Genomic DNA, 22872 nt, shown 5'->3' with positions numbered 1-22872 from the left:
CCCGGCAGCTTCGGTTCAGTGCCGGCCGAGGGTACGAACGAAAACGGCCCGGGGGTCCGGGCCGTTTTTCTCTCGCAATCCTGATGCCTGCGCCGCTTTCGGCGAGATCGGTTATTCCCCGTGCTTCCACAGCGCGTGAAAATGCTGCACCGGGCCGTGGCCGGAGCCGACGGTGAGGCTGTCGGCGGCGGCGACCGCATCGGCGAGATAATCCTTCGCAATGGCGACGGCCTGCTCGGCCGAGGCGCCCTTGGCAAGCTCGGCCGCCAGCGCGCTGGAGAGCGTGCAGCCGGTGCCGTGCGTATTCTTGGTCGGCACGCGCCTCGCCTCGAACCAGTGCAGGCCGCCGACAGTGGCAAGCACATCGGGGCTCTCATCGCTGTCGAGATGGCCGCCTTTGACCAGCACCGCGGCAGGGCCTAGCGCGCGCAGCTGCTCGGCCTGTGCCGCCATCTCTTCGCGACTGCTTGCGACCGGTCGGTGCAGCAGCGCTGCGGCTTCGGGCAGGTTCGGCGTGAGGAGGGTTGCGAGCGGCAGCAGCCGGCGGGTCAGCACGTCGATCGCTTCGGGCGCAAGCAGGGCCGCGCCGCCCTTGGCGATCATGACGGGATCGATGACTATGGGAATGCCGCGCCGGCCCGCGAGGGCTGCTGCGACGGCTTCGGCGATCCCGGCATTGGCGATCATGCCGATCTTGACGGCATTGACGCGCACATCGGCAAAGACGGCATTGATCTGGTCGGCGACGAACTCCGGCGGCACCAGATGCACGCCGCTCACTCCTTGCGTGTTCTGCGCCGTCAGCGCCGTCAACACCGCCATGCCATAGACGCCGCGGGCGGAAAAGGCCTTGAGGTCGGCCTGGATGCCGGCCCCGCCCGAGGGATCGGAACCGGCGATGGAGAGAACGTTGCGGATCATGGGCGGACCTTTCGGATTTCTGCTTCGATGCGACGTGTTGCCGCTTCGGGGTCGGGCACGCCGCAGATTGCGGAGACGACAGCAAGCCCCTCGGCTCCTGCGGCAAATACGCCTGCCACATGTTCCGCCTTGAGCCCGCCGATGGCGACCGACGGCACCGGTGAGGACTGTACCAGCCTGGCAAGCCCGTCAAAGCCGATCGGCTGCTTGTGGTCGGCCTTGGTCGGTGTCGCAAACACCGGTCCGACGCCGGTATAATCGACGATATCAGGATCGACGGCGCCGGCGAGCTGCGCGGTTTCCACCGACAAGCCGAGGATCATGCCGGGGCCGATCATCTGCCGCGCGTCACGCGCATCCATGTCGTCCTGGCCGATATGCAGGCCGTCGGCACCGATGGCGATTGCCGCCTCGACGTCATCATTGACGATGAGGAGGGCGCCTGTGCCGTCGAGCACTTGTTTCAAGGCCTGGCCGGTTTCGATCATTCTCGCTGTGCCCGCATGTTTGTCACGCAGCTGCACCATCGTCGCGCCGCCGGCAGCGGCGAGGCGCGCCGTCTCGACCATGCCGATCCCGGCGCAGAGATCGGGATCGAGGACGAGATAGAGCGAGAGGTCGAAGCGCTTCATACGACCGATACCCTTGCTCTGGCGTCGAGCGTTTCGGCATCGATGGCAGCCAGCGCATCGAGCAATCGCCAGGAGAAGGAGCCCGGGCCCGCAGCACCCAGTGCCGCATCTTCGCCGGCGACGGCGAAGGTCGCGAGGGCGGCGACCGTCGCGCCGAAGAGGTCCTCGGGTGCGGTCGCGGCGAAGGCGCCGACGAGGCAGGTGAGCGAGCAGCCGAGCGCGGTGACCTGCGGCATCAGGGCAGAGCCGCCTGCGACCCGCACGGCCCTTTGACCGTCGGTGACGAAATCCACCGCGCCGGTGACGATAACGATCGACTGCTGCCGCTCCGCGAGCCGCCGCGCCGAATCCTCGGCCTGCTCGACGGGGTCGCGGCTGTCGACGCCCTGGCCGCGGCTCTCTCCGCCGGCAAGCGCGATGATCTCGGACGCATTGCCGCGAATGATCGTGGGCTTGAGCGCCAGGAGATCGGCGACCGCCTTGCGGCGGAAGGCGGTGGCGTAATGCGCGACCGGATCGAGCACCCAGGGTTTTCCGGCTGCGTTCGCTGCCTTGGCAGCCGCCTGCATGCCTTCGATCCATTGGGGCGAAAGCGTGCCGATATTGATGGTCAATGCGTTTGCAATGGCGGCGAATTCGCCGGCTTCTTCCGCAGCATGCACCATAGCCGGCGAGGCGCCGGCGGCGAGCAGGACGTTTGCCGCAATGTTCATGGCGACGCAATTGGTGATGCACTGAACGAGCGGCGGCTTTTCGCGCATCGCCTTCAGCATTGCTCCCGACGTGGTCTTCATCTGCTGTTGCCCCTTTCAGGCGGGGGCAGGGCACGGGGCGGTTTATGCGGGCAAGGCCCAACCCCGAGCGACTCCCTCCGCCGGCATGATCCGGTTCAGGTTCGAAGGGTGCTTCTCAGCCCGCCTGCCGGCGGACGCCCCTGTCTCTCATCGGGTTTGTTTTCGCAGAGAACGGGGCGCATGTCACCCGGAAAATGACAATTCGCGAAGCGTGCGGTGTGGCCAAATCACGAAGACGATCAGCCGACGATCTTTGCCAGCAGCCGGCCGACCTCCTCGTTCGCGACATTGTTGTGGGCATCCGACGCCGCGGTCTTGATGATATATTTGTCCGCCAGGAAGGTGTTCACCTTGCCGGCTTTCGGCGCGAAGACGGCATCCGCATCGTCCTCGACCGCCTGTCCAGTCTTCAGGTGCTGAGGACCGTTCGCCCCCATCGCGCCGAATTCGTCGTTGGCATCGCCGATGCTCTTGGCGATATCGCGCGACAGGCGCGAGGCCAGCGCATAAGCGAGGGTGCAGGCGAGATCGTTATGGGTATGGGTGACGCAGATCGGGCCAGTCGGTTTGCCGACCACATCGGGAAAAGCGCCGGCAAGGCCCGGCTTGATCTCTTTGGCGAACCCATTGTGCGAGAAGGCGCCCTGCAGCAAAGTGAGCGAGAAGAATTCCAGCTTCGGGACCGGGGCGAGCTTGTTCGCCGCCGCCGAGACCAGCCGGGCGCCGAAGCTGTGGCCGATGAGATGCAGCCGGATCGGCTGCTGCAGCACGAGTTTCGACAGGACGTTTTTGGTCAGTGCCTCGCCGACGACGCCGGCGCGTTTCTTCATTTCGTAATAGGTGAGCTGGTTCAGGAACCGCGCCACCGCCGCTCTTGGGCCGGAGATCAAGCCCGAGACGACGTCGCCGAGACCCTGCGCCTTGCCGACCGAGCTTTCGAGACTGAAGGTTGGCGGCGGGACGAGACCTTCCATCAGCACCTTCGCGCTATTGGCATCCTCCGTCGCGAGCGCGATCGGTTCGGCATCCGCCTTGAGCTCGGTATCGGATTGGGGAGAGCCGATTGCCTCTTTGCCTTTCCTGACGAGGAAAAGTGACGTCGTTTCATCAAGTGTCTCGGCTGCGGCCCGCGCCTTTTCGGCCGTGCCAGCACCATCCGGACCGAAAAGATCCTCGAAATCGGCCAGCACGTCCTTGAAAGCTGCCTCGTCGAGATCCTCGACCGGCGCCGCTGCGCCGTCGGCTGCCTGGGCGCCGCCGCCTGAGGCCACCAGCGTTTCCGTGTCGAAATCCGTCCGATAGGCCTTGGCCGGCCAGACGATGCCGGCGACGACGGTGCGGCGCGCCTTGTCGGGTGCCAGTTTCTTGCAGGCGTTGGCCCAGAGCGTTCCATAGAGCGTGCGGGCATCGTCCTTGGTGTTCTTCCAGCCGTGCGAGATGACCACGAGATCGGTCCTGCCGGGCTGGTTCAGCAGGGCGGCGAGTTTCTCCGCCCGCGCGGGATCGATCGCGCCGTCCTTGTCGAATTCGAGCCATAGGAATGGCGAGGGTCCAAGCGTGTCCATGTGTCCTCCTACACAGCTTGCAGTGTTCGCATCAGATCGATGAGGCCGGCGCCCTGAAACTCCGGCCGGCGCTTGAGGTCGGTCGCCGCGCCGACGAAGATTTCCTTGACGCGTTCCGGCTGGCCGAGAAACTCACGCCGGACAGACAGGAAGGCGGCGATCGCGCCGGAAACATGCGGTGTCGCCATGCTCGTGCCGGTATCCTCCCGGAACGGCGCTTCATTCGGTTTGTCACGGTCGGGAAGTGCGCACGAGACGATGCGTTCGCCGGGGGCGACGAGATCCGGCTTCATGCGCCCGTCGGCCGTCGGTCCCTTCGAGGAGAAATAGGAGACGCCATAGGTGTGCGGCATGTCGCGATGCGTCGAGCCGACAGTGATGGCAAGCGCGGCATTGCCGGGATCCATGATCGTGCCGACATGGGCGGCGCGTTCCGGCGCGCCGGAAAATTGCGTCACCGTGCCGTAGCCGGCATTGCCGGCTGCGACCACCACGCAGACGCCCGAGCGGACAAGCCGGTTGACCTCCACGCAAAGCGGGCTTTGCCCGGCGGCGAACCAGGCCGGATCAAAGGTGTAGCCGAGGCTGAGATTGATGCCGTGAATCTTGAGGTTACGCCCATAATCGTTCGAGCGTTGGACGTAATTGATCGCAGCCAGCAGATTGCTGAGCTTTCCCTGCTTCTCGTTAATCAGCACTTTCAGGCTCATCAGCTTACAGTGCGGCGCCATGCCGGTGATGACGCCTTCGTGCGGATCGTTGACCGTTGATTTTGTTCCATCCTCCTTGCGAATCTGCGAGGTCACGCAAATAGTCTTTAGCGCTTTCGTTTTCGGTACTTCTTTTACGGAGGTGCGACCGGCGATGATGCCGGCAACGTGGGTTCCATGGCCGGCCGTGTCGATCAACGCCGCATCCGACGCCACGACCGGGTCGGGATCGGGATCGTCGATGGTGAAATCCCGGTGATAAAGGCCGTCCGGCAGATCGAGCGTGCCAAGCGTTTTGAAATGTGGGTGGTTTTTGTCAATTCCGGTATCGGCGACCGCCCAGACGATGCCTTTTCCACTGGCCGCAAAGGATGCATAGGCCGCATCGCATTTGATCGTCCTGACGGATTCGTAAACGCAGCGATCAATCTTATGATCACGCCAGATCTTGTAGACGAGCGGAACGTCCTTCTGCTTTTTGCCATCCTTCTTTTGGGTCATCATCCAGGTCGAAAGCCGGTCGATGGCTTCTCGAGTCAGGGTCGCAAAGGCGTAGCTGTCGGTCCAGAGGGATTTGGCGGCGATCCTGCTGCCATTCGAAAAAATCTGCGAGAGATTCAGCTTACCGTCCTCCGGAACCGCAGGCATGCCGAGCGGTAGCGACATGCCGAAACGTCGCAGGCTGTTGCTGTCGTCGGTCGCTCCGACCCGGTTGAGATACAAAAGATACGCCTCGAACAGGAATTGCCGCGCTGCCGTCACGCCGCCTGGAAAATCGCGATTGAATTCGATGACGACATCGAAGCTTTCAGGGGGCGCCTTGGCGGGTTTCCTGGGGCGATCCGCGTCATCCTTCATCAATGAGGAGAGATCGCCTCCGATCCGAGTCTTGACCAGGTTTTCCCGGAAGTCGTCTTCGGGTTCTTTTCCGGGCTGCCCCGGCCGCGGTCGTCTCGCCATTCGCTGCTCCCTCCCTTTTCGAGAAAGAATACCAGCAGCAACCGTGGGTGCAATGTATTTCTAAAATACAGCTCTGTATTTGTGAGTGCGCTGCCCGGCAAATGGCCTGTCGCATTTTCGGAGATTAGCGGGATGCGATTTCAGTCTTAACGAGTATCTTTTCTCTGAGGAATACGTTCTCTTCACACATGAGCCGTCCACGAAACTGAAATGGTACTGCAATCTTCAACGGACGAGAGTTGTCGCTACGAACCGACCTGAAGCCCTTAATCCGGCCCGGGATTTGATATCTCGTCGCAAATTTGGTCGAGCGCACCGCCACCGGAGCCCGCTCAACTCAAATCATGCAGATCCGTCGTAATCGCCGGCCCAATCGAAAACTCCGAAAACCGCACACTCAGCCCACTCCGCTCCGGCGTGCACGCGGTCGGCCCGACCTCGTATCTGTCGGCGATCGGGAAGGGCGCCAACCGCAGCAGCGGCCAGCGGCTGCCATCGCGGGAGGCCTGGATGCGCAGGGCGCCGCCCGCGACGGTGACGCGGATGTGGAAATCTTCCAGTTCCTTGAAGGGTTGTGAGACCGACCAGTCGGACTGGCCGTCGGTGACGACGGTGCTGAGGAAGGCTTCGCCGTCGGTGAATTCGACGCCTGTCTTGACCCAGCGGTTTTCGTCGAGGCGCACCATCAGGCCAGCCTGGTCGTAGAGGGTGCGGAATTCGCCTTGGACGCGGATCTGGGCGGTGAAGCTCTCGGCGGTGGGGAAGGCGAGGAAGTGGCCGCTGTCGCGGGTGAAGCCGTAATAGGTTTCCCGCCAGAAGTCAGTCTTCTCGCCTGTTGTCAGCGTCAGGCCGGTTGCGTCGGCCTGCCAGCTGGCCGGTTCGTTCAGCCATTTTCCATCGGTGAAATCGATGTTCATATTCCATCCTCGCTTGGTTGAAGCTCTGCCGGTGCCGATTCTTCGCGCTCGCATAATGCGCAACCTTGTCCTGGACGGCTAGCCGCGGCCGATGGTGTGGCGCTGTTTCCGCCGTTCCGACCTTCGTCTCACGATATAATCCGCGGCTTCCGCTTGACACGATTACTTCATCTCTTATTCTGTTACAAAAAGATGAATTACATAATTGTGGAACTTAACCGGGAGCCCTCATATGAAAACGCTTGTCGCATTTCTGCTCGGCACTGCGCTTGTCGCCCTGCCTTCGACCCTTTTTGCCCAGGAAAAGGGCGGCGTCATCAATGTCGCGACGATCGGCGAGCCGCCGACGCTCGATCCGATGTCGTCGACGGCCGATCTCGTCGGCATCGTCACGCAGCATATTTTCGAAACGCTCTACACTTTCGACAAGAGCTGGAATGTCACGCCGCTTCTGGCCGAAAGCCTGCCCGAGATCAGCGCCGACGGCAAAACCTATACGATCAAGCTCAGGACCGGCATCAAGTTCCACGACAATAGCGACATGACGTCGGAGGATGTCGTCGCCTCGCTGAACCGCTGGATGAAGATCGCCTCGCGCGGCAAGCAGGTGGCCGGCTTCATCGACAAGATCACCGCGACCGATCCGGCGACCGTGACGATTACGCTGAAGCAGCCCTATGCGCCACTGACCTCGCTGCTTGCCTTCAACAATTCGGCGGCAATCATCATCCCGTCTGAAAAGCAGGACGAGCCGATGAAGGAGTTCATCGGCACCGGTCCCTATATGCTGAAGGAGCGCAAGGCCGACCAGTATATCCAGCTCGTCCGCTTCGACGGCTACAAGTCACGCGAAGGCGAGGGCGATGGTTATGGCGGCGCCCGCCATCAATATCTCGATGAAATCCGCTTCGTGCCGGTGCCGGATCCGAATACCCGCGTCGAGGCCGCCGTTTCCGGCCAGTACGATTATGTCGATTCGATCCCGGTCGAATCCTACGACAAGCTGAAGGGCTCGACCGCTTCGCAACCGGTCATGCTGAAGCCCTTCGGCTATCCGGTCTTCGTCTTCAACACGAAGGAAGGCGCTGCCGCGCATGTCGAGGTTCGCAAGGCGATCCGCCAGGCGCTCAGCATGGAAGACATGCTGGCCGCAGCGTTCGGCGGCACGGATTTCTATGCGCTCGATGGCTCGATCTATCCGAAGACCTTTGCCTGGTCGACGGATGCCGGCGTCGAAGGCGCCTATAATGTCGCCGATCCGGAAGGGGCGGCCGCTGCCGCCAAGAAGGCCGGCTATAATGGCGAGCCGATCCGTATCCTGACCAGCCGCCAGTACGAATTCCATTACAAGATGGCGCAGGTCGCCGCCGAATATCTGAAGCTTGCCGGCTTCACCGTCGATATGCAGGTGGTCGACTGGGCGACGCTGACGCAGCGCCGCACAGATCCGAAGCTCTGGGATATCTACATCACCCACAGCCCGTTCCTGCCGGAGCCGGCGCTGATCGGTTCGCTCTCGACGAGCTCGCCCGGCTGGTGGGATACGCCGGCCCGCAAGGCTGCCGTCGATGCCTTCACCTCGGAAGTCGATCCGAAGAAGCGGGTGGCGCTCTGGGCGGATGTTCAGAAGGCGATCTATACCGATGCGCCCTTCATGAAGATCGGTGATTTCAACGCCGTCTCGGCGAAATCGGTCAAGCTCGACGGCGTCGATCCGGCTCCGTGGCCGTATTTCTGGAACGCTTCGATCAAGAAGTGATGGAGTGATTTCGATGGCTGCTACCTGCCCCCTCATCCCTGTGCTCGGGCTTGACCCGAGGGATGACACAGGGATCCAGCCACGGCGCGTCTGCGCCGTGATTGACCTGTATTCAGTCAAGGAGTCTTCTGCGCCCAAGGACTTGGGCGCGCTGGATTCCTGTGACGAGCACAGGAATGAGGGGAGAGAGGCAGTATCCGTTGCAGTGCTTCATACACCGATGGTAGGAGCAGAGTTCGGATGATCCGCTACATCCTCCAGCGCCTGTTCGGCATGATCGTCGTGATGTTTCTCGTTGTGACGATCGTCTTCGTCATCGTGCGGGTGACCCCGGGTGATCCGGCCGCCGTCATGCTCGGGCCGGATGCGACGCCGCAGGATGTTGCCGATCTCCGAACCCGACTCGGCCTCGATCAGTCGCTCGGCCTGCAATATCTCTATTATATCGGCCAGCTGCTGAGGGGCGATCTCGGCCAGTCGATCTTCCTCAACATGCCGGTCACGTCGGCGCTGCTTGACCGCGCCGAGCCCACCTTCTTCCTGACGCTGTTTTCGCTTGCCATCGCCAGCATTATCGCGCTCCCGATCGGCATTTATGCCGCCTATCGGCGCGGCTCCTTCGTCGACCAGGCGGCAACGACGCTCGCCATGTTCGCCGCCAGCATTCCGAGCTTCTGGCTCGGCCTCATCCTGATGCAGTTCTTCGCCGTCCGGCTCAATCTCTTCCCGGTCTCGGGTTATGGCGGGCCGGGCTCGACCTTCGCGGAGCGGATGTATCATCTGACGCTGCCGGCCTTTGCGCTCGGCATCGTCTCCTCGGCGCTGATCCTGCGCTTCACCCGCGCCTCGATGCTCGATGTGCTTGGCGACGACTATATCCGCACGGCGCGCGCCAAGGGGCTGGTCGAACGCAAGGTCATCCTCAAGCATGCGCTGAAGAATGCTCTGATCCCGATCCTGACGGTGATCGGCCTGACGGCGGCGGTGTTGATCTCGGGCGCTGTCGTCACCGAGACCGTCTTCGGCCTGCCGGGCGTCGGCAATCTCGTCGTCTCGGCGGTGCTGCGCCGCGACTACCCCGTCATCCAGGGCGCGCTGCTCGTCATCGCCGCGCTCTATGTGCTGATCAATTTTGCAATCGACATGCTCTATCTGCTGGTCGATCCGAGGGTGCGCTACTGATGGCCGATATCGCAATCAAACCGGTCGAAAGCGAGGGCAGCAAATTCGTTCGCCGCCTTCTGAAGCGCAAGACTGTGGCCTGCGGCCTCCTGATCCTGACGATCTTCGTGCTGCTTGCGGCCTTCGCGCCCGTCGTGGCGCCCTATTCGCCTTCCAAGCTTTCGATCGTCAACCGGCTAAAGCCGCCGAGCGAGATCTTCTTCTTCGGCACGGACGAGTTCGGCCGCGACGTCTTCTCGCGCACCATCTTCGCCGGCCGCCTGTCGCTGCTGGTCGGTGCGGCGGTCGTCGCCCTTTCGGCGCTGATCGGCGTCACACTCGGCCTGCTTGCCGGCTTCTTCCAGAAGCTCGACACGCCGATCGCCCGGCTGATCGATGCGATGATGGCCTTTCCGGATATTCTGCTGGCGATCGCGCTCGTCGCCGCCCTCGGGCCCTCGTTGACGACTGTCATCATCGCGCTGTCGATCGTCTATGCGCCGCGCCTTGCCCGCATCGTGCGCGCTTCGACGCTCGTCATTCGCGAGCTTCCCTATGTCGAGGCCGCGCGGGCGCTCGGCATCTCGACCTTCCACATTATGACGCGGCATGTGCTGCGCAATCTGCTGTCGCCGATCCTCGTGCAGGGCACGTTCCTCTTCGCCAGCGCCATGCTGGCCGAAGCGGGCCTCTCTTTCCTCGGCCTCGGCGTCAGTCCCGAGATCCCGACCTGGGGAACGATGATCGCCGCCGGCCGGCAATATATCGGCCAGGCCGACTGGATGACGCTGTTTCCCGGCGTTGCAATCATTCTCTCGGTGCTGTCGCTGCAGATGGTCGGCGACGGCCTCAGGGACATGCTCGACCCAAGACTTCGCAAGGACCTTTAATCCGCCGGCGAAATGCCGGGTATCCAATTCGCCAGATCAAAAATTGCATGACAGGAGTTTGCGTGAATCAGTTTCCCACCGCCGCCGGCAAGGTCGAAAACTCGCCTTACGAACGGCTTTCCGCTCTCGGTATTACGCTTCCGCCGCCGCCGCCGCCGATCGCCAATTTCGTGACGCATGTGCTGGAAGGTAACATGCTCTATCTCTCCGGCCAGGGGCCGCGCGAGGCCGATGGCTTCCTGCATGCCGGCAAGGTCGGCGCTGGTGGCGTTGGTGTCGAAGAGGCTTACGGTCACGCGCGGTTGACCGGCATCAACCTGCTGTCGGTCATGCAGGATGCGCTGGGTGATCTCTCCCGCGTCAAGCGGGTGGTCAAGCTGCTCGGCATGGTGAATGCCGTGCCCGACTTCGAGGATCATCCGAGCGTCATCAACGGCTGCTCGGATCTGCTGATCGAAGTCTTCGGGCCGGCCGGCGAACATGCCCGTTCGGCCGTGGGCTTCGGCTCGTTGCCGGGCAACATCACCGTCGAAATCGAGGCGATCGTCGCCTTGCATGGCTGACGGGAATTTTCATATTGGGAGCAGCGTTTCCCCATATCCTGCTCCCCGACCCAGAATTCTGGAGAACTTCATGTCCACTGATATGAGACCATCGATCGGCCTCCGCCCCGTCATCAACGTATCGGGCACGATGACCAGCCTGGGTGCGTCGATCGTCGTGCCGGAAGCGATCGAAGCGATGGCGTCGATTCTGCCGCACTTCGTCGAGATCAACGATCTGCAGCGCAAGGCGAGCAGCGTCATTGCCCGGCTGACCGGCGGCGAGGCGGGCTTCGTCACCGCCTCATGCTCGGCGGGCATTTCGCTCGCCGTCGCCGGCGCGATCACCGGCGACAATCTGCTGGCGATCGAGAAACTGCCGGATGCGGTGCCCGAGAAGAACGAAGTGCTGGTGCAGATGGGCCATGTTGTGAGCTACGGCGCCCCCGTCGACCAGGCAATTCGGCTGGCCGGCGGCAAGGTCGTGCTTGTGGGACAGGCGACCTCGACGCATCGCTTCCACATGGAAAAGGCCATCACCGAGAAGACCGCCGCTGCCGTCTATGTCGTCTCCCACCATGTCGTTGATTACGGCCTGCTGAATCTCAAGGAATTCGTCGAGATCGCCCATGCCAGGGGCGTGCCTGTCATCGTCGATGCGGCGTCGGAATACGACCTCAGGATTTTCCTGGAGCAAGGCGCCGATATCGCGCTCTATTCCGGCCACAAGTTCCTCGGCGGCCCGACCTCGGGCATCGTTACCGGCAGAAAAGAGCTGGTGCGTCACGCCTTCCTGCAGAATATGGGCATCGGCCGCGGCATGAAGGTCGGCAAGGAGAGCATCTTCGGCGTCATGGCGGCGCTGGAAGCCTGGGAAAAGCGCGATCATGCCGGCATCCGCGAGCGCGAGACCGGCTACCTCAATCTGTGGAAAAAGACGCTCGACGGTCGTCCTGGTGTTACCGCGCTGATCGAGCCCGATCCCACCAACAACCCGCTCGACCGGCTGCGCCTTATCGTCGATGCCGAGCGGGCCCATATCACCGCCTGGGATCTGGCCGATGCGCTGGCGAAGGGCAGCCCGCCGATCATCGTGCGCGATCACGAGGTCGAGCACCGCTATTTCTATCTCGACCCGTGCAACCTGCATCCGGGCCAGGAAATCATCGTCGCGAACCGCCTGGCCGAGGAACTCGACAAGGCGCGCGCCTCCAACGAGATCATCGCAACGCCGATCGAAAACCGCAGCCGGCACCGCTTCGACGGCTTGTTGCGCTGGCCGGATTGAGCCGTAGGAGGAGCCGACATGGCAAACGTCCAAGCGCAGTTGATCGAGACAGCCACCCCCGTTCTTTCCGTTGAGGGGCTGACGACATCCTTTCTGGTCGACGGCGCCTGGAAACCTGTGGTGCGCGACGTCTCCTTCACCGTCGCGCCCGGCGAGACGGTCGCGATCGTCGGCGAATCCGGCTCGGGCAAGAGCGTCACCTCGCTGTCGATCATGCGGCTGCTGCAGGCGGATGTGAGCCGCATCGAGGGCCGCGTCATGCTCGGCGGCCGCGACCTGCTGGCCCTGCCGGAACAGGCCATGCGGCAGGTGCGCGGCAATGAGGTGGCGATGATCTTCCAGGAGCCGATGACCTCGCTCAATCCGCTCTTCACCATCGGCGATCAGATTTCCGAAGCGCTGCTTTGCCATTCCGCTATGAGCAAGGCCGATGCCAAGGCCGAGACGATCAGGCTCCTCGAAAAGGTCCGCATCCCGTCGGCCGCCTCGCGTTTCGACGAATATCCGCATCGCTTTTCCGGCGGCATGCGCCAGCGCGTGATGATCGCCATGGCGCTCGCCAGCCGGCCGAAGCTTTTGATCGCCGACGAGCCGACGACAGCACTCGACGTGACGATCCAGGGCCAGATCCTCGATCTCATCAAGATGCTGCAGGACGAGGAGGGGACCTCCGTTCTCTTCATCACGCATGACATGGGCGTCGTCGCCGAGATCGCCGACAGGACGGTGGTGATGTATCGCGGCGAACAGGTCGAAAGCGGCGCGACTGCCGATATCTTCCACCGCGGCAAACATCCTTACACAAGGGCGCTGCTATCAGCCGTGCCCGTGCTCGGCTCGATGCAGGGCCGCCAGAGGCCGCTGCGTTTTCCCGTCGTCAATACGGCGACAGGGGAATCGGACATTCCCGCGGAGGCTGCCGATACGGTTGCGGCGAAGCCGGTGCTGCAGGTGAAGCACCTCACCAAGCGTTTCGACATTCATTCCGGCCTCTTCAACCGGCTGACCAGCCGGGTGCACGCGGTCGAAAACGTCTCCTTCGATCTTCATGCCGGCGAGACGCTGTCGCTCGTCGGCGAATCCGGCTGCGGCAAATCGACGACGGGGCGGGCCATCATGCGTCTCATCGAGCCGCAGGCGGGTTCCGTTCTGGTCGAGGGCAGGGAAGTGCTCGGCCTCGACAAGAAGGATCTGCGCGAGATGCGCAAATCCGTGCAGATGATCTTCCAGGATCCCTTCGCCAGCCTCAATCCGCGCATGACGGTAGGGGCGTCGATCGCCGAACCCTATCTCGAACACAGCATGGGCAACGCCAAACAGGCGAGGGAGGTCGTTGCCGACCTGCTGTTGAAAGTCGGCCTCTCCCCCGATATGGCTTCGCGCTATCCGCATGAATTTTCCGGCGGCCAGCGGCAGCGCATCTGCATCGCCCGCGCGCTCGCCCTGCAGCCGAAGGTCATCGTCGCTGACGAAAGCGTGTCGGCGCTTGACGTGTCGATCAAGGCTCAGGTCATCAACCTGATGCTCGACCTGCAGCAAAGCCTCAATCTCGCCTTCCTGTTCATCTCGCACGACATGGCGGTGGTCGAACGCGTCAGCCACCGGGTGGCGGTGATGTATCTCGGCGAGATCGTCGAGATCGGCCCGCGCACCGCGGTCTTCGAAAATCCGCAGCATCCCTACACGAAGAAGCTGATTTCGGCCGTGCCTGTGCCCGATCCGGACCGCCGCCATGAAAAGCGTATGGTGGCGAATGACGAGATCAAGAGCCCGATGCGATCAGTCGACTACCAGCCTCCGGCCACCTTGTATCGTGAAGTCGGGCCGGGCCATTTGGTGATGGCCGGCCGGTAGCGAAAGCCGTTGGGAGTTGCCTAACCGGCTGGCGGCGCATAAAGCAGATGCAGAGACACCTGCCTGGGAAGCCGCATCAATGGACAAGACAGAGTATTTTTCGAAGCTCGGCGGTTTGCCGCCGCAGACCCAGCTGCTTTCCGGCAGAGCCGTTTTCACCACGGCTTACGCGGTCATCCCCCGCGGCGTCATGAGCGATATCGTCACGAGCCTCCTGCCGCATTGGACCGGAACGCGGGCATGGGTTCTTTCCCGCCCGCTCTCCGGCTTCTCCGAAACCTTCTCGCAATATGTCATGGAAGTTCAGCCGGGCGGCGGAAGCGACCGGCCGGAGCCCGACAAGCGGGCCGAGGCAGTGCTGTTCGTCGTCGAAGGCGGCATGACTGTGGAACTCGAAGGTGTGAGCCACGCGCTGCGCGCCGGCTCCTTCGTCTATATTCCCGCCGGTTCGGCATGGCGCCTGAAGAATGACAGCTCGGCCGCGGCGATCTTTCACTGGGTTAGAAAGGCGTTTCAGGAAGTCGAGGGGCTGGAGCCGCCGCCGGCGATCGTCACGCATGAGGACGACCATCCCATCCGGGCCATGCCCAACACCGACGGGCGCTGGGGCACGACCCGCTTCATCGACCCGGCCGATGTGCGCTACGACATGCACGTCAATATCGTCACCCTGGAGCCGGGCGCGGTGATCCCCTTCATGGAAACCCATGTCATGGAGCACGGGCTCTATGTGCTGGAAGGCAAGGCGGTCTATCGCCTGAACCAGGACTGGGTCGAGGTCGAGGCCGGCGACTTCATGTGGCTGCGCGCCTTCTGCCCGCAGGCATGCTACGCCGGTGGTCCCGGCCGCTTCCGCTACCTGCTCTACAAGGATGTCAACCGGCACATGAAGCTCTGGTAGGCCTCGCGTCGGCGCGTCTGCGTGTAGCTGTCCGGTTGCTTGACAGCTCTTTCGAATGCCCGCATCGTCCCTCGATGCAGGATATGGATTCATGGTTCTCGGAGAAGAAAGAGATAAGCCGGAGAAACGCTGCCGAAGCGGTCTTCGAAGATATCCGTACGGCCATCGTCGATCGGAAACTGGCGCGCGGGGTCCGTCTTCCCTCGGAGGTGCAGCTCGCCGAACGGTACGGCATCAGCCGGGCGATCGTGCGTGAAGCGCTCCGCTCGCTTCAGACGCTGGGATTCACGCAGACCAGGACCGGCCGCGGCACCTTCGTCGTTTCGGAAAGCCCGGCGCGGCAGCTCGGCGGCGGCGCCTATTCCGCCCGCGATCTCATGGAAGCGCGTCCCTGCATCGAGATCCCGGCAGCGGGTTGGGCCGCCTTGCGGCGCTCGGACGAGCAGCTGGCCTTGCTGACATCCCTATGCGACCGGATGGACGGCGAGGAGGATGTCCAGAAATGGGTGGGGATGGACGCGGCGTTTCACGGAGAAATCGCGGCGGCCTCGGGCAATGCGATCTTCAGGAAAGTTGTCGCCGATGTTCGTGGCGCGCTTTCGACGCAATCGGAACTGGTGGAGCATGTTCGCGGACGGCGCAAAGCGTCCAACGCGGAACATCGCCGCATTCTGGAGGCCGTTGCTGCGGGCAGGGAGAAGGAGGCGCGTGCCGCCATGGCGGAGCACCTGCTGGAGGTAAAGCGCTCCATCATCGGGATTGCCGATGAAAATGAACTGCGCTGAAGGTATGATTTCACATTTGGTGCCCGGACATCCGGGCCGCCGCTGATCGAATGCAATGCGATGAACGATCTAGAAAGCTGGCTTTCCGACTCCGCGATCCTCAGCCGAAAAAGCGCCTCGGAACTGGTCTTCGAGGAGTTGCGCAATCTCATTCTCTCCGGCCGCTTTGCCGCCGGTGCTAAGCTGCCGTCGGAAGCCAAGCTCGCCGGAAAATATGGCGTGAGCCGCCCGATCGTGCGCGAAGCGCTGCGCTCGCTGCAGATTTTGGGGCTGACGGAGACGCGAACGGGAAGCGGAACATATGTGCTCGCGACTGCCGGCGACGGAGATATCCGTTACGGCGATTATTCGGCGCGTGATCTGATGGAAGCGCGGCCCTTCGTCGAAGTATCCGCCGCCGGTTTGGCGGCGCTGCGCCGGAACGATGACGAGCTGTCGCGGTTGCTCGGACTTTGCGACCAGATGGAGCGGGAAGAAGATACCGAGGCCTGGGTGCGGCTGGATTCGGAGTTTCACGGGCTGATCGCCGAAGCCTCGAAGAATGCTGTCTTCCGTGATATCGTCGATGACGTTCGCGGGGCGATGGCGCAGCAATCCGGGCTGCTGACGGTTTTGGGGCCGCGGCGTCAGGCGTCGAACGAAGAGCATCGAGCAATTGTCGAAGCCATCCGGAAAGGGTCGGAGGCCGAGGCCAGGGCTGCGATGGAAATCCATCTTCAAAAGGTCGAGGCAGCGGTCAATCGCATCATCGGAGCCGAACCGCGGTAAGCTTCCCGAAGCCTTGCTCGCGATCTTTCGGCTGCTCCTCCGGCTTCCTTTTTGTTCTACGCGTATCGTTACCGCGATACGCCTTGTTGCGGCCACGCATCGTCAGCCGCCGATGGACGGGCTGTCTCCGCTATATGCGCATCATCGAACGAAAGACCCTTGACTGAGGCGCGCCTTTCCATTTATTTCCAAACCTGTCATACCGCATAGCAGATTAACACGTTGTGGACTGCTGTGTGGAGGGGCGGCCGGGAGGTTGCCGAACCCATAGGGAGGAGAAATGACAGTCATGGAATCCACCAGAACCGAGGCCGATGGCCAAGTTTTTGCCGAGGAGGATCTCGGCTACCACAAGGCGCTGAAGCCGCGGCAGATCCAGATGATCGCCATCGGCGGCGCTATCGGCACGGGGCTGTTTCTCGGCGCCGGCGGCCGGCTTGCTGCTGCCGGTCCGGCGCTCGTGCTGGTTTATGCCCTGTGCGGCTTTTTCGCCTTTCTCGTTCTGAGGGCGCTCGGCGAACTGATCGTCCATCGCCCGACCTCGGGCTCGTTCGTCTCTTATGCCCGGGAATTTTACGGCGAAAAGCTCGCCTTCGCGGTCGGCTGGATGTATTGGCTGACCTGGGCGATGACGGCGGTCGCTGACGTCACCGCGGTCGCCCTCTACATGAATTTCTTCAAGGCCTATGTCCCGTGGATCGCGATGATCGATCAGTGGGTCTTTGCGCTCGCGGCGCTGGTCCTCGTCCTCTCGATGAACCTTCTGTCGGTGAAGGTCTTCGGCGAACTGGAATTCTGGTTCAGCCTCGTCAAGGTCCTCGCCCTCGTCGTCTTCCTGATCGTCGGCGTCTACTTCGTCGTCACCGGCACGCCGATCGACGGCCATGTTCCGGGCCTGAATACGATCACCGATTTCGGCGGCATGTTCCCGAACAGCGTCCTGCCGGCCCTGGTGGTGATACAGGGCGTGGTCTTCGCCTATGCCTCGATCGAGCTGATCGGCACTGCCGCCGGTGAAACCGAAAATGCCCGCAAGGTCATGCCGCGGGCGATCCGGACGGTCGTGCTGCGCCTGGTGGTCTTCTATGTCGGCTCGGTCCTGCTGCTGTCTCTGCTGCTGCCCTATACCGCCTATAAGGGTGGCGAGAGCCCGTTCGTGACCTTCTTCGGCAAGATCGGCATCCAGGGCGCCGACGTCGTGATGAACCTGGTCGTGCTGACCGCCGTCCTGTCGTCGCTCAATGCCGGCCTCTATTCCACAGGCCGCATCCTGCATTCCATGGCGATATCAGGCTCGGCGCCGGCGGCGCTGGCGAAGATGAACCGATCCGGCGTGCCCTATGTCGGCATCGCGGTGACGGCTGTCGTGACCGCCTTCGGCGTCGTGCTGAACGCCGTCGTTCCGGCGGAGGCCTTCGAGATCGGCCTGAATGTCGCCGCGCTCGGCATCATCGCCGCCTGGGGCGTGATCGTCCTGTGCCAGCTCAAGCTGTGGCAGCTGTCGCGGCAGGGCAAGCTGGCGCGGCCTGAATTCCGGATGTTCGGCGCGCCGTACACCGGCCTGCTGACACTGGGCTTCCTTGCCGTCGTCGTGATCCTGATGGCTCTCGATTATCCGGTCGGAACCTACACGGTCGCTTCTCTGGCGCTGATCATTCCGGCGCTGGTGGTCGGCTGGCTGCTGATGCGTGAGCGCATTTACATGCTCGCCGCCGAACAGGGCGAGGATCGCGGCGGTTTCGATCTCGCCTGATACCGATCGACAATCCACGCTTGCTCCCGGCGGCGCATGTCGCCGCCGGGGTGCGGCATGAATGGAGAGAGACATGACCCCGAGTGAGGATTTCGTCGTCACCGATCGTGGCGGCATCGTCGAGAACCGCCATCGCGTCCACGCGGCTGTCGTCGATGCAACGGGCAGGCTGCTTTACGCGCTGGGAAATCCCGAGCGCATGACGCTTGCCCGCTCCGCCGCCAAGCCGGCCCAGGCGCTTGCCATCCTGGAGACGGAGGGTTTTGCTGGTTACGGCTTCGACGATGCGGATATTGCGCTGATGTGCGCGTCCCACAGCAGCGAAGAGCGGCACATCGCGCGCACGCGAACCATGCTGGCGAAGATCAAGGCCGAGGAGGCCGATCTTCGCTGCGGCGGCCATCCCTCGCTGTCGGAAACGGTCAACCGCTCATGGATCAAGCAGGACTTTGTCCCGACAGGCGTCTGCAGCAATTGCTCGGGCAAGCATGTCGGCATGCTTGCCGGCGCCCGGGCGATCGGCGCAGGCATAGAAGGCTACCACCTGCCGGATCATCCGATGCAGGGGAGGGTCAACCGCACCGTCGCCGAACTCTGCGATCTGGATGTTGAGGACGTTGAATGGGGGATCGACGGATGCAATCTCCCGACCCCCGCTTTTCCTCTGGACCGCCTGGCCCGCATCTATGCCGAGCTTGCTTCGGCGGCGGATGGCGACGGGTCGGGCGAGGGGCCGTCGGCGCGGGGGGCGGCACTGGCCCGCATCTTCCATGCAATGGCGCGCCATCCTGACATGGTCGCGGGTGAGGGGCGTTACTGCACGGCGCTGATGCGCGCATATAACGGTGCCCTCATCGGCAAGCTCGGGGCCGATGCCAGCTACGCGATCGGCGTGCGGGCCTCGGATGAAACCCGGCGATTGGGGACGGACGGTGCGCTCGGCATCTCGGTCAAGATCGAGGACGGCAATCTCGAAATCCTTTACGCCGTCGTGACGGAACTCCTCGGGCGGCTCGGCATCGGTTCGCCTGAGATCCGCGGCCGGCTCGCGCCGTTCCATCATCCCCAGCGCGTCAACACGATGGGTGTCACAACGGGCGGGGTGTCTTTTCCGTTCAAACTGCGCGGATCGAAGGCGGACGGGGACGATCCTCGTCTTGCCGCCCTGACCCGATGACGCCTCCGCACGCGGCTATTCTGCCGCGTCACCAGCCATTCTCGTCTTCAGCCTGCCGTCGCAATGCGTGCTCGCACCGTCCCAATCGAAAGCTCCTGCCATGACAACATCCGATATGACCACAATTCGCGTCGAACATGACCTGATCGGCGACCGCGACGTGCCGGCCTCGGCCTATTACGGCGTGCATACGCTGCGCGCGGTCGAGAATTTTCCGATTACCGGTCAGACGCTGAAGGAGTCGGCGGATCTGATCGCATCCCTGGCGGCGATCAAGCAGGCGGCGGCTCAGGCCAATGTTAGCCTCGGCCTTCTGGATCAGGAGCGGGCTGACGCGATCATCGCGGCCTGCATCGAAATCCGCGACGGGGCGCTGCACGACCAGTTCGTCGTCGATCTGATCCAGGGCGGGGCGGGAACCTCGACCAACATGAACGCCAATGAGGTGATTGCCAACCGCGCGCTCGAAATCCTCGGCCATCACCGCGGCGAGTACCAGCACCTGCATCCGAACGAGCACGTCAATCTCTCGCAATCCACCAACGACGTCTATCCGACGGCGCTGAAGCTTGCCGCATGGATCGGCGTTCATCGTCTGGTCGACGCCATGGCGATCCTGCGCCGGGCATTCGAGGCCAAGGCGGTCGAGTTCGCCGACGTTCTGAAGATGGGCCGCACGCAATTGCAAGACGCCGTGCCGATGACGCTCGGCCAGGAGTTTGGAACCTACGCCCTGATGCTGGCGGAGGACGAGGCACGGCTCTCCGAAGCCGTCTCGCTGATCCGCGAGATCAATCTCGGCGCCACCGCCATCGGCACCGGCATCACCGCCCATCCCCGTTATGCGGCGCTGGTGCGCGAGCGGCTGTCCGAAATCGTCGGCGTCGATCTGGTGACGTCACCTGATCTGGTGGAGGCGACGCAGGATTGCGGCTCCTTCGTCCAGCTTTCCGGCGTCCTCAAGCGCGTGGCGGTCAAGCTGTCCAAGACCTGCAACGACCTGCGGCTTCTGTCCTCGGGGCCGCGCGCCGGCTTCAACGAGATCAACCTTCCGGCACGCCAGGCCGGCTCCTCGATCATGCCCGGCAAGGTCAATCCTGTCATCCCTGAGGTGGTCAACCAGGTCGCCTTCGAAGTGATCGGCAATGACGTGACGATCACCATGGCCGCAGAGGCCGGCCAGCTGCAGCTGAACGCCTTCGAGCCGGTGATCTTCTACAGCCTCTATCGGAGTCTCAGCCACCTGACCAACGCCTGCCTGACGCTCGAGGCGAATTGCATTCAAGGCATTACCGCCAACCGCGAGAGGTTGCGTCAGACGGTCGAGCAATCGATCGGCATCGTGACGGCGTTGAACCCCTATATCGGCTATCGCAACGCCACCGAGGTTGCGCTCGAAGCGCATCATTCGGGACGGGGGGTCTATGAAATCCTTCTCGAACGGGGCCTGATGCAGAAGGAGCATCTCGATGCGGTGCTGCGCCCGGAAACGCTGACCCGGCCAAGCGAGAAGCTGTCCTTCTCGTAAGGCATGCGGCTCAATTCGGTTCCGGGTGACACTCATCTGGAGCTGATCACGCCGCCTTTGCTTGCGGCTTGGCAGCCTTGACGTGGGTTATGCTGCGGCGGCCGTCGATGCTCACGGGGACGTCGCCGTCAACGGTGGCCCGGCGCACGACGCGATGCTGGTCGCCATAATCGTTGACGGCATAGTGCTGGGTGGCGCGGTTGTCCCAGATCGCGACATCCCCGGTCCGCCAGCGCCAGCGCACGGTATTTTCCGGGGCGGTGACGTAGGACTGGAACACTTCGTAGAGTTTCGCGGAATCGCTCTTCGAAACGCCGACCAGGCGCTGGACGAAATTACCGAGCAGCAGCGATCTTTCGCCGGTTTCCGGATGGACACGCACGACCGGATGCTCGGTCTCGTAGATGGTCGAGGTGAAAATCTCTTCGAAATGCTTCTTCTCTTCGGCGGTGGCGCGAGGGCGCACGGCGGCATAGTCATAGGCATTGCTGTGGATGGCCCATAGATTTTCCGCCAGCAATTTCAGCGGCGCCGGCAGGCTTTCATAGGCGGCATGGGTGTTGGACCAGATCGTGTCGCCGCCGGCTGCCGGAATGACGGCGCCGCGCAGCACGGAGAATTTGGGATAGGCATCGACGAAGGTCACGTCGGTGTGCCACTGGTCGGCCCTGCCGCCGCCACGGCTGGAATCGAGATTGAGGATGGAAGCGGTGCCGGAGACCGGTCCTTGGGTCGGATGCGGCACGAGATCGCCGAGGCGGCGCGCGAAAGCTTCCTGTTCGGAATCGTCGAGATGTCCCTGATCGCGGAAGAAGATGACCTTATGCTTCAGCAGAAGCTGGTTGATGGCCGCCACGGTTGCATCCGAAAGATCGCCGCCAAGGCGGATGCCTTTGATTTCAGCGCCGACACGGCCGGTCAGCGGGGCGACATCGGACTCGGGAATGATCTGATTGACGAGAACCGGATTGCTCATGGAAATCTCCTGTTGATTTGGAAGAAGTCGGCAGGTCACATGCGCCCAAGGATGCACCCATTTGGGCGTTCGAATTCTCAGCGCTGAAGTCGACAGGGCTATGGAACCGTATAATCTATAAAATCAGTAGACAATAATTTCTAATTTTGCCTGTTTTCCTGAAATAGCCGTCTTCGATTTCGTCGCCGGCAGGGAGGCTGGCGGCCGTTATCATTTCTTCGTATCGTCCGGCGGCAGCGTGGGATCGCCGAACACAATCATGCTTGAGGCTGTAGATCGGCGCACGGAAAGGAACTTTCGATGGCAACAGTCAAACTCCTGTCGGACCAAGAGGCCGCAGCCATTCCGGCCGTCCAAGCCGTGTTCGATGACATCAGGGCGACCCGCAAGACCGATTTCATCAACAATTTCTGGCGGGCTCTCGCCAACGATCCGGCCAATCTCAAGCGGGTATGGGAGACGCTGAAATCGGTCATGACGGTCGAAGGCGCCATCGATCCGCTGACGCGCGAGATGATCTACATAGCGGTATCGACGGCCAATGCCTGCCAATACTGCATCCAATCCCACACCGCAGCCGCCCGAGCTCGCGGCATGACCGATGCCCAGCACGGCGAACTCCTGACGATCATCGGACTTGCCGCGCAGACGAACCATCTCGCTCTCGCCATGCAGGTTCCGTCCGATCCGGAATTCGAGGTGCGATAGGAAACGACGGGCTTGGCGCGCGCATCCGGCATATTGTTTCCATCGCGGTGAATGCGAAGTGCAGGCAGTCAGCACAACTTAGAGAGTAAAAAGTAGCAATCTGGAGAATCTAACCCAAGCGCATCATGCCGTTTTTAAGGGTAGGGGATCAGGCCCCGTCTTGCAAATGTGTGAGGAAGACTTCGGCCGGCGTTCGATAGCCGAGGCACTTGCGAGGCTGATCGTTGAGCTGACGAGCGAGCTGGATCAGGTCCTGCTGCGAGACGGCCGTCAGGTCCGTCTC

General features: G+C 62.5%; 20 protein-coding genes, 1 pseudogene and 1 riboswitch. Of the genes and pseudogenes, 13 read left to right on the top strand and 8 right to left on the bottom strand.

The window, feature by feature from the left end:
• Positions 1–111: 111 nt before the first annotated feature.
• From thiD to ATY76_RS09875, 6 genes are all read right to left on the bottom strand, one after another.
• Positions 112–921, bottom strand: a complete 810-nt coding sequence (gene thiD, locus ATY76_RS09900; RefSeq protein ID WP_088674591.1) for a bifunctional hydroxymethylpyrimidine kinase/phosphomethylpyrimidine kinase — start codon at positions 919–921, stop codon at positions 112–114.
• Positions 918–1553, bottom strand: a complete 636-nt coding sequence (gene thiE, locus ATY76_RS09895; protein ID WP_088674590.1) for a thiamine phosphate synthase — start codon at positions 1551–1553, stop codon at positions 918–920. The genes thiD and thiE overlap by 4 nt, the downstream gene beginning before the upstream one ends.
• Entirely contained in the window at positions 1550–2326 is a 777-nt protein-coding gene (thiM, locus tag ATY76_RS09890; protein ID WP_088674589.1) for a hydroxyethylthiazole kinase, read from the bottom strand. Before thiM ends, thiE begins: the two co-directional genes overlap by 4 nt.
• A 76-nt stretch (positions 2327–2402) precedes the next feature.
• Positions 2403–2499, bottom strand: a riboswitch (TPP riboswitch).
• Positions 2500–2586: 87 nt separating this feature from the next.
• Positions 2587–3912, bottom strand: coding sequence for a hypothetical protein (locus ATY76_RS09885; RefSeq protein ID WP_088674588.1), 1326 nt, complete (start codon positions 3910–3912; stop codon positions 2587–2589).
• Positions 3913–3920: 8 nt separating this feature from the next.
• Complete coding sequence (locus ATY76_RS09880; protein ID WP_088674587.1) at positions 3921–5582, bottom strand: S8 family peptidase; 1662 nt, start codon at positions 5580–5582, stop codon at positions 3921–3923.
• Between the two features lie 332 nt (positions 5583–5914).
• Complete coding sequence (locus tag ATY76_RS09875; protein WP_088674586.1) at positions 5915–6499, bottom strand: DUF1349 domain-containing protein; 585 nt, start codon at positions 6497–6499, stop codon at positions 5915–5917.
• Between the two features lie 232 nt (positions 6500–6731).
• Here ATY76_RS09875 and ATY76_RS09870 point away from each other — a divergent pair, with 232 nt between their 5' ends.
• The 12 genes from ATY76_RS09870 to aspA all read left to right on the top strand — a co-directional run bounded on the left by ATY76_RS09870 (position 6732) and on the right by aspA (position 20905).
• Complete coding sequence (locus ATY76_RS09870) at positions 6732–8258, top strand: ABC transporter substrate-binding protein (RefSeq protein WP_088674585.1); 1527 nt, start codon at positions 6732–6734, stop codon at positions 8256–8258.
• A gap of 240 nt (positions 8259–8498) precedes the next feature.
• The gene (locus tag ATY76_RS09860; RefSeq protein WP_190233626.1) at positions 8499–9440 is read left to right on the top strand and encodes an ABC transporter permease; all 942 of its coding nucleotides are present in this window, start codon (positions 8499–8501) and stop codon (positions 9438–9440) included.
• Positions 9440–10309 (top strand): ABC transporter permease, encoded by an 870-nt coding sequence (locus ATY76_RS09855; RefSeq protein WP_088674584.1) that lies wholly within the window; start codon positions 9440–9442, stop codon positions 10307–10309. The genes ATY76_RS09860 and ATY76_RS09855 overlap by 1 nt, the downstream gene beginning before the upstream one ends.
• A 47-nt stretch (positions 10310–10356) precedes the next feature.
• On the top strand, positions 10357–10872 hold the full coding sequence (locus ATY76_RS09850) for a RidA family protein (RefSeq protein WP_088674583.1): 516 nt from the start codon (positions 10357–10359) through the stop codon (positions 10870–10872).
• A 70-nt stretch (positions 10873–10942) separates the two neighbouring features.
• A complete protein-coding gene (locus tag ATY76_RS09845) occupies positions 10943–12139 on the top strand; it encodes an aminotransferase class V-fold PLP-dependent enzyme (RefSeq protein ID WP_088674582.1) in 1197 nt (398 codons plus the stop codon).
• Between the two features lie 18 nt (positions 12140–12157).
• Positions 12158–13993, top strand: a complete 1836-nt coding sequence (locus ATY76_RS09840) for an ABC transporter ATP-binding protein (protein ID WP_088674581.1) — start codon at positions 12158–12160, stop codon at positions 13991–13993.
• Positions 13994–14072: 79 nt separating this feature from the next.
• A complete protein-coding gene (locus ATY76_RS09835; RefSeq protein WP_088674580.1) occupies positions 14073–14894 on the top strand; it encodes a bifunctional allantoicase/(S)-ureidoglycine aminohydrolase in 822 nt (273 codons plus the stop codon).
• A gap of 74 nt (positions 14895–14968) precedes the next feature.
• Positions 14969–15679, top strand: a complete 711-nt coding sequence (locus ATY76_RS09830; RefSeq protein WP_088674579.1) for a FadR/GntR family transcriptional regulator — start codon at positions 14969–14971, stop codon at positions 15677–15679.
• A 60-nt stretch (positions 15680–15739) separates the two neighbouring features.
• Positions 15740–16447, top strand: coding sequence for a FadR/GntR family transcriptional regulator (locus ATY76_RS09825; protein WP_088674578.1), 708 nt, complete (start codon positions 15740–15742; stop codon positions 16445–16447).
• Positions 16448–16727: 280 nt separating this feature from the next.
• Positions 16728–18200 (top strand): amino acid permease, encoded by a 1473-nt coding sequence (locus tag ATY76_RS09820; protein WP_088674577.1) that lies wholly within the window; start codon positions 16728–16730, stop codon positions 18198–18200.
• A 73-nt stretch (positions 18201–18273) separates the two neighbouring features.
• Complete coding sequence (locus tag ATY76_RS09815; protein ID WP_088674576.1) at positions 18274–19377, top strand: asparaginase; 1104 nt, start codon at positions 18274–18276, stop codon at positions 19375–19377.
• 100 nt (positions 19378–19477) lie between these two features.
• Positions 19478–20905 carry an aspartate ammonia-lyase gene (gene aspA / locus ATY76_RS09810; RefSeq protein WP_088674575.1) on the top strand — a complete coding sequence of 476 codons (1428 nt, stop codon included), beginning with the start codon at positions 19478–19480 and terminating at the stop codon, positions 20903–20905.
• A 46-nt stretch (positions 20906–20951) separates the two neighbouring features.
• Here the strand turns inward: aspA and ATY76_RS09805 are convergent, their stop codons facing one another.
• Complete coding sequence (locus ATY76_RS09805) at positions 20952–21881, bottom strand: TauD/TfdA family dioxygenase (protein ID WP_088674574.1); 930 nt, start codon at positions 21879–21881, stop codon at positions 20952–20954.
• 300 nt (positions 21882–22181) lie between these two features.
• Between ATY76_RS09805 and ATY76_RS09800 the strand changes: the two genes are divergently transcribed.
• Positions 22182–22589, top strand: coding sequence for a carboxymuconolactone decarboxylase family protein (locus tag ATY76_RS09800; protein WP_088674573.1), 408 nt, complete (start codon positions 22182–22184; stop codon positions 22587–22589).
• A gap of 148 nt (positions 22590–22737) precedes the next feature.
• Here the strand turns inward: ATY76_RS09800 and ATY76_RS34100 are convergent.
• Positions 22738–22872 (bottom strand): annotated as a pseudogene (locus ATY76_RS34100) (IS30 family transposase); the annotation flags it as partial.

This window comes from Rhizobium sp. R339, from assembly GCF_002211395.1.
Lineage (GTDB): Bacteria > Pseudomonadota > Alphaproteobacteria > Rhizobiales > Rhizobiaceae > Rhizobium.
Note: the sequence above shows the minus strand (reverse complement) of the source record. Positions and strands in the feature narration are given on the sequence as shown.

What these genes read in the sequence shown, in the direction of transcription:
- ATY76_RS09875 (WP_088674586.1), bottom strand. Translation starts at nt 6,499, where the DNA reads ATGAACATCGATTTCACCGATGGAAAATGGCTGAACGAACCGGCCAGC.
- ATY76_RS09820 (WP_088674577.1), top strand. Translation starts at nt 16,728, where the DNA reads ATGACAGTCATGGAATCCACCAGAACCGAGGCCGATGGCCAAGTTTTT.
- ATY76_RS09800 (WP_088674573.1), top strand. Translation starts at nt 22,182, where the DNA reads ATGGCAACAGTCAAACTCCTGTCGGACCAAGAGGCCGCAGCCATTCCG.
- thiE (WP_088674590.1), bottom strand. Translation starts at nt 1,553, where the DNA reads ATGAAGCGCTTCGACCTCTCGCTCTATCTCGTCCTCGATCCCGATCTC.
- ATY76_RS09855 (WP_088674584.1), top strand. Translation starts at nt 9,440, where the DNA reads ATGGCCGATATCGCAATCAAACCGGTCGAAAGCGAGGGCAGCAAATTC.
- ATY76_RS09840 (WP_088674581.1), top strand. Translation starts at nt 12,158, where the DNA reads ATGGCAAACGTCCAAGCGCAGTTGATCGAGACAGCCACCCCCGTTCTT.
- ATY76_RS09885 (WP_088674588.1), bottom strand. Translation starts at nt 3,912, where the DNA reads ATGGACACGCTTGGACCCTCGCCATTCCTATGGCTCGAATTCGACAAG.
- ATY76_RS09845 (WP_088674582.1), top strand. Translation starts at nt 10,943, where the DNA reads ATGTCCACTGATATGAGACCATCGATCGGCCTCCGCCCCGTCATCAAC.
- thiM (WP_088674589.1), bottom strand. Translation starts at nt 2,326, where the DNA reads ATGCTGAAGGCGATGCGCGAAAAGCCGCCGCTCGTTCAGTGCATCACC.
- thiD (WP_088674591.1), bottom strand. Translation starts at nt 921, where the DNA reads ATGATCCGCAACGTTCTCTCCATCGCCGGTTCCGATCCCTCGGGCGGG.
- ATY76_RS09860 (WP_190233626.1), top strand. Translation starts at nt 8,499, where the DNA reads ATGATCCGCTACATCCTCCAGCGCCTGTTCGGCATGATCGTCGTGATG.
- ATY76_RS09870 (WP_088674585.1), top strand. Translation starts at nt 6,732, where the DNA reads ATGAAAACGCTTGTCGCATTTCTGCTCGGCACTGCGCTTGTCGCCCTG.
- ATY76_RS09850 (WP_088674583.1), top strand. Translation starts at nt 10,357, where the DNA reads ATGACAGGAGTTTGCGTGAATCAGTTTCCCACCGCCGCCGGCAAGGTC.
- ATY76_RS09830 (WP_088674579.1), top strand. Translation starts at nt 14,969, where the DNA reads ATGCAGGATATGGATTCATGGTTCTCGGAGAAGAAAGAGATAAGCCGG.
- ATY76_RS09805 (WP_088674574.1), bottom strand. Translation starts at nt 21,881, where the DNA reads ATGAGCAATCCGGTTCTCGTCAATCAGATCATTCCCGAGTCCGATGTC.
- ATY76_RS09815 (WP_088674576.1), top strand. Translation starts at nt 18,274, where the DNA reads ATGACCCCGAGTGAGGATTTCGTCGTCACCGATCGTGGCGGCATCGTC.
- ATY76_RS09825 (WP_088674578.1), top strand. Translation starts at nt 15,740, where the DNA reads ATGAACGATCTAGAAAGCTGGCTTTCCGACTCCGCGATCCTCAGCCGA.
- ATY76_RS09880 (WP_088674587.1), bottom strand. Translation starts at nt 5,582, where the DNA reads ATGGCGAGACGACCGCGGCCGGGGCAGCCCGGAAAAGAACCCGAAGAC.
- ATY76_RS09835 (WP_088674580.1), top strand. Translation starts at nt 14,073, where the DNA reads ATGGACAAGACAGAGTATTTTTCGAAGCTCGGCGGTTTGCCGCCGCAG.
- aspA (WP_088674575.1), top strand. Translation starts at nt 19,478, where the DNA reads ATGACAACATCCGATATGACCACAATTCGCGTCGAACATGACCTGATC.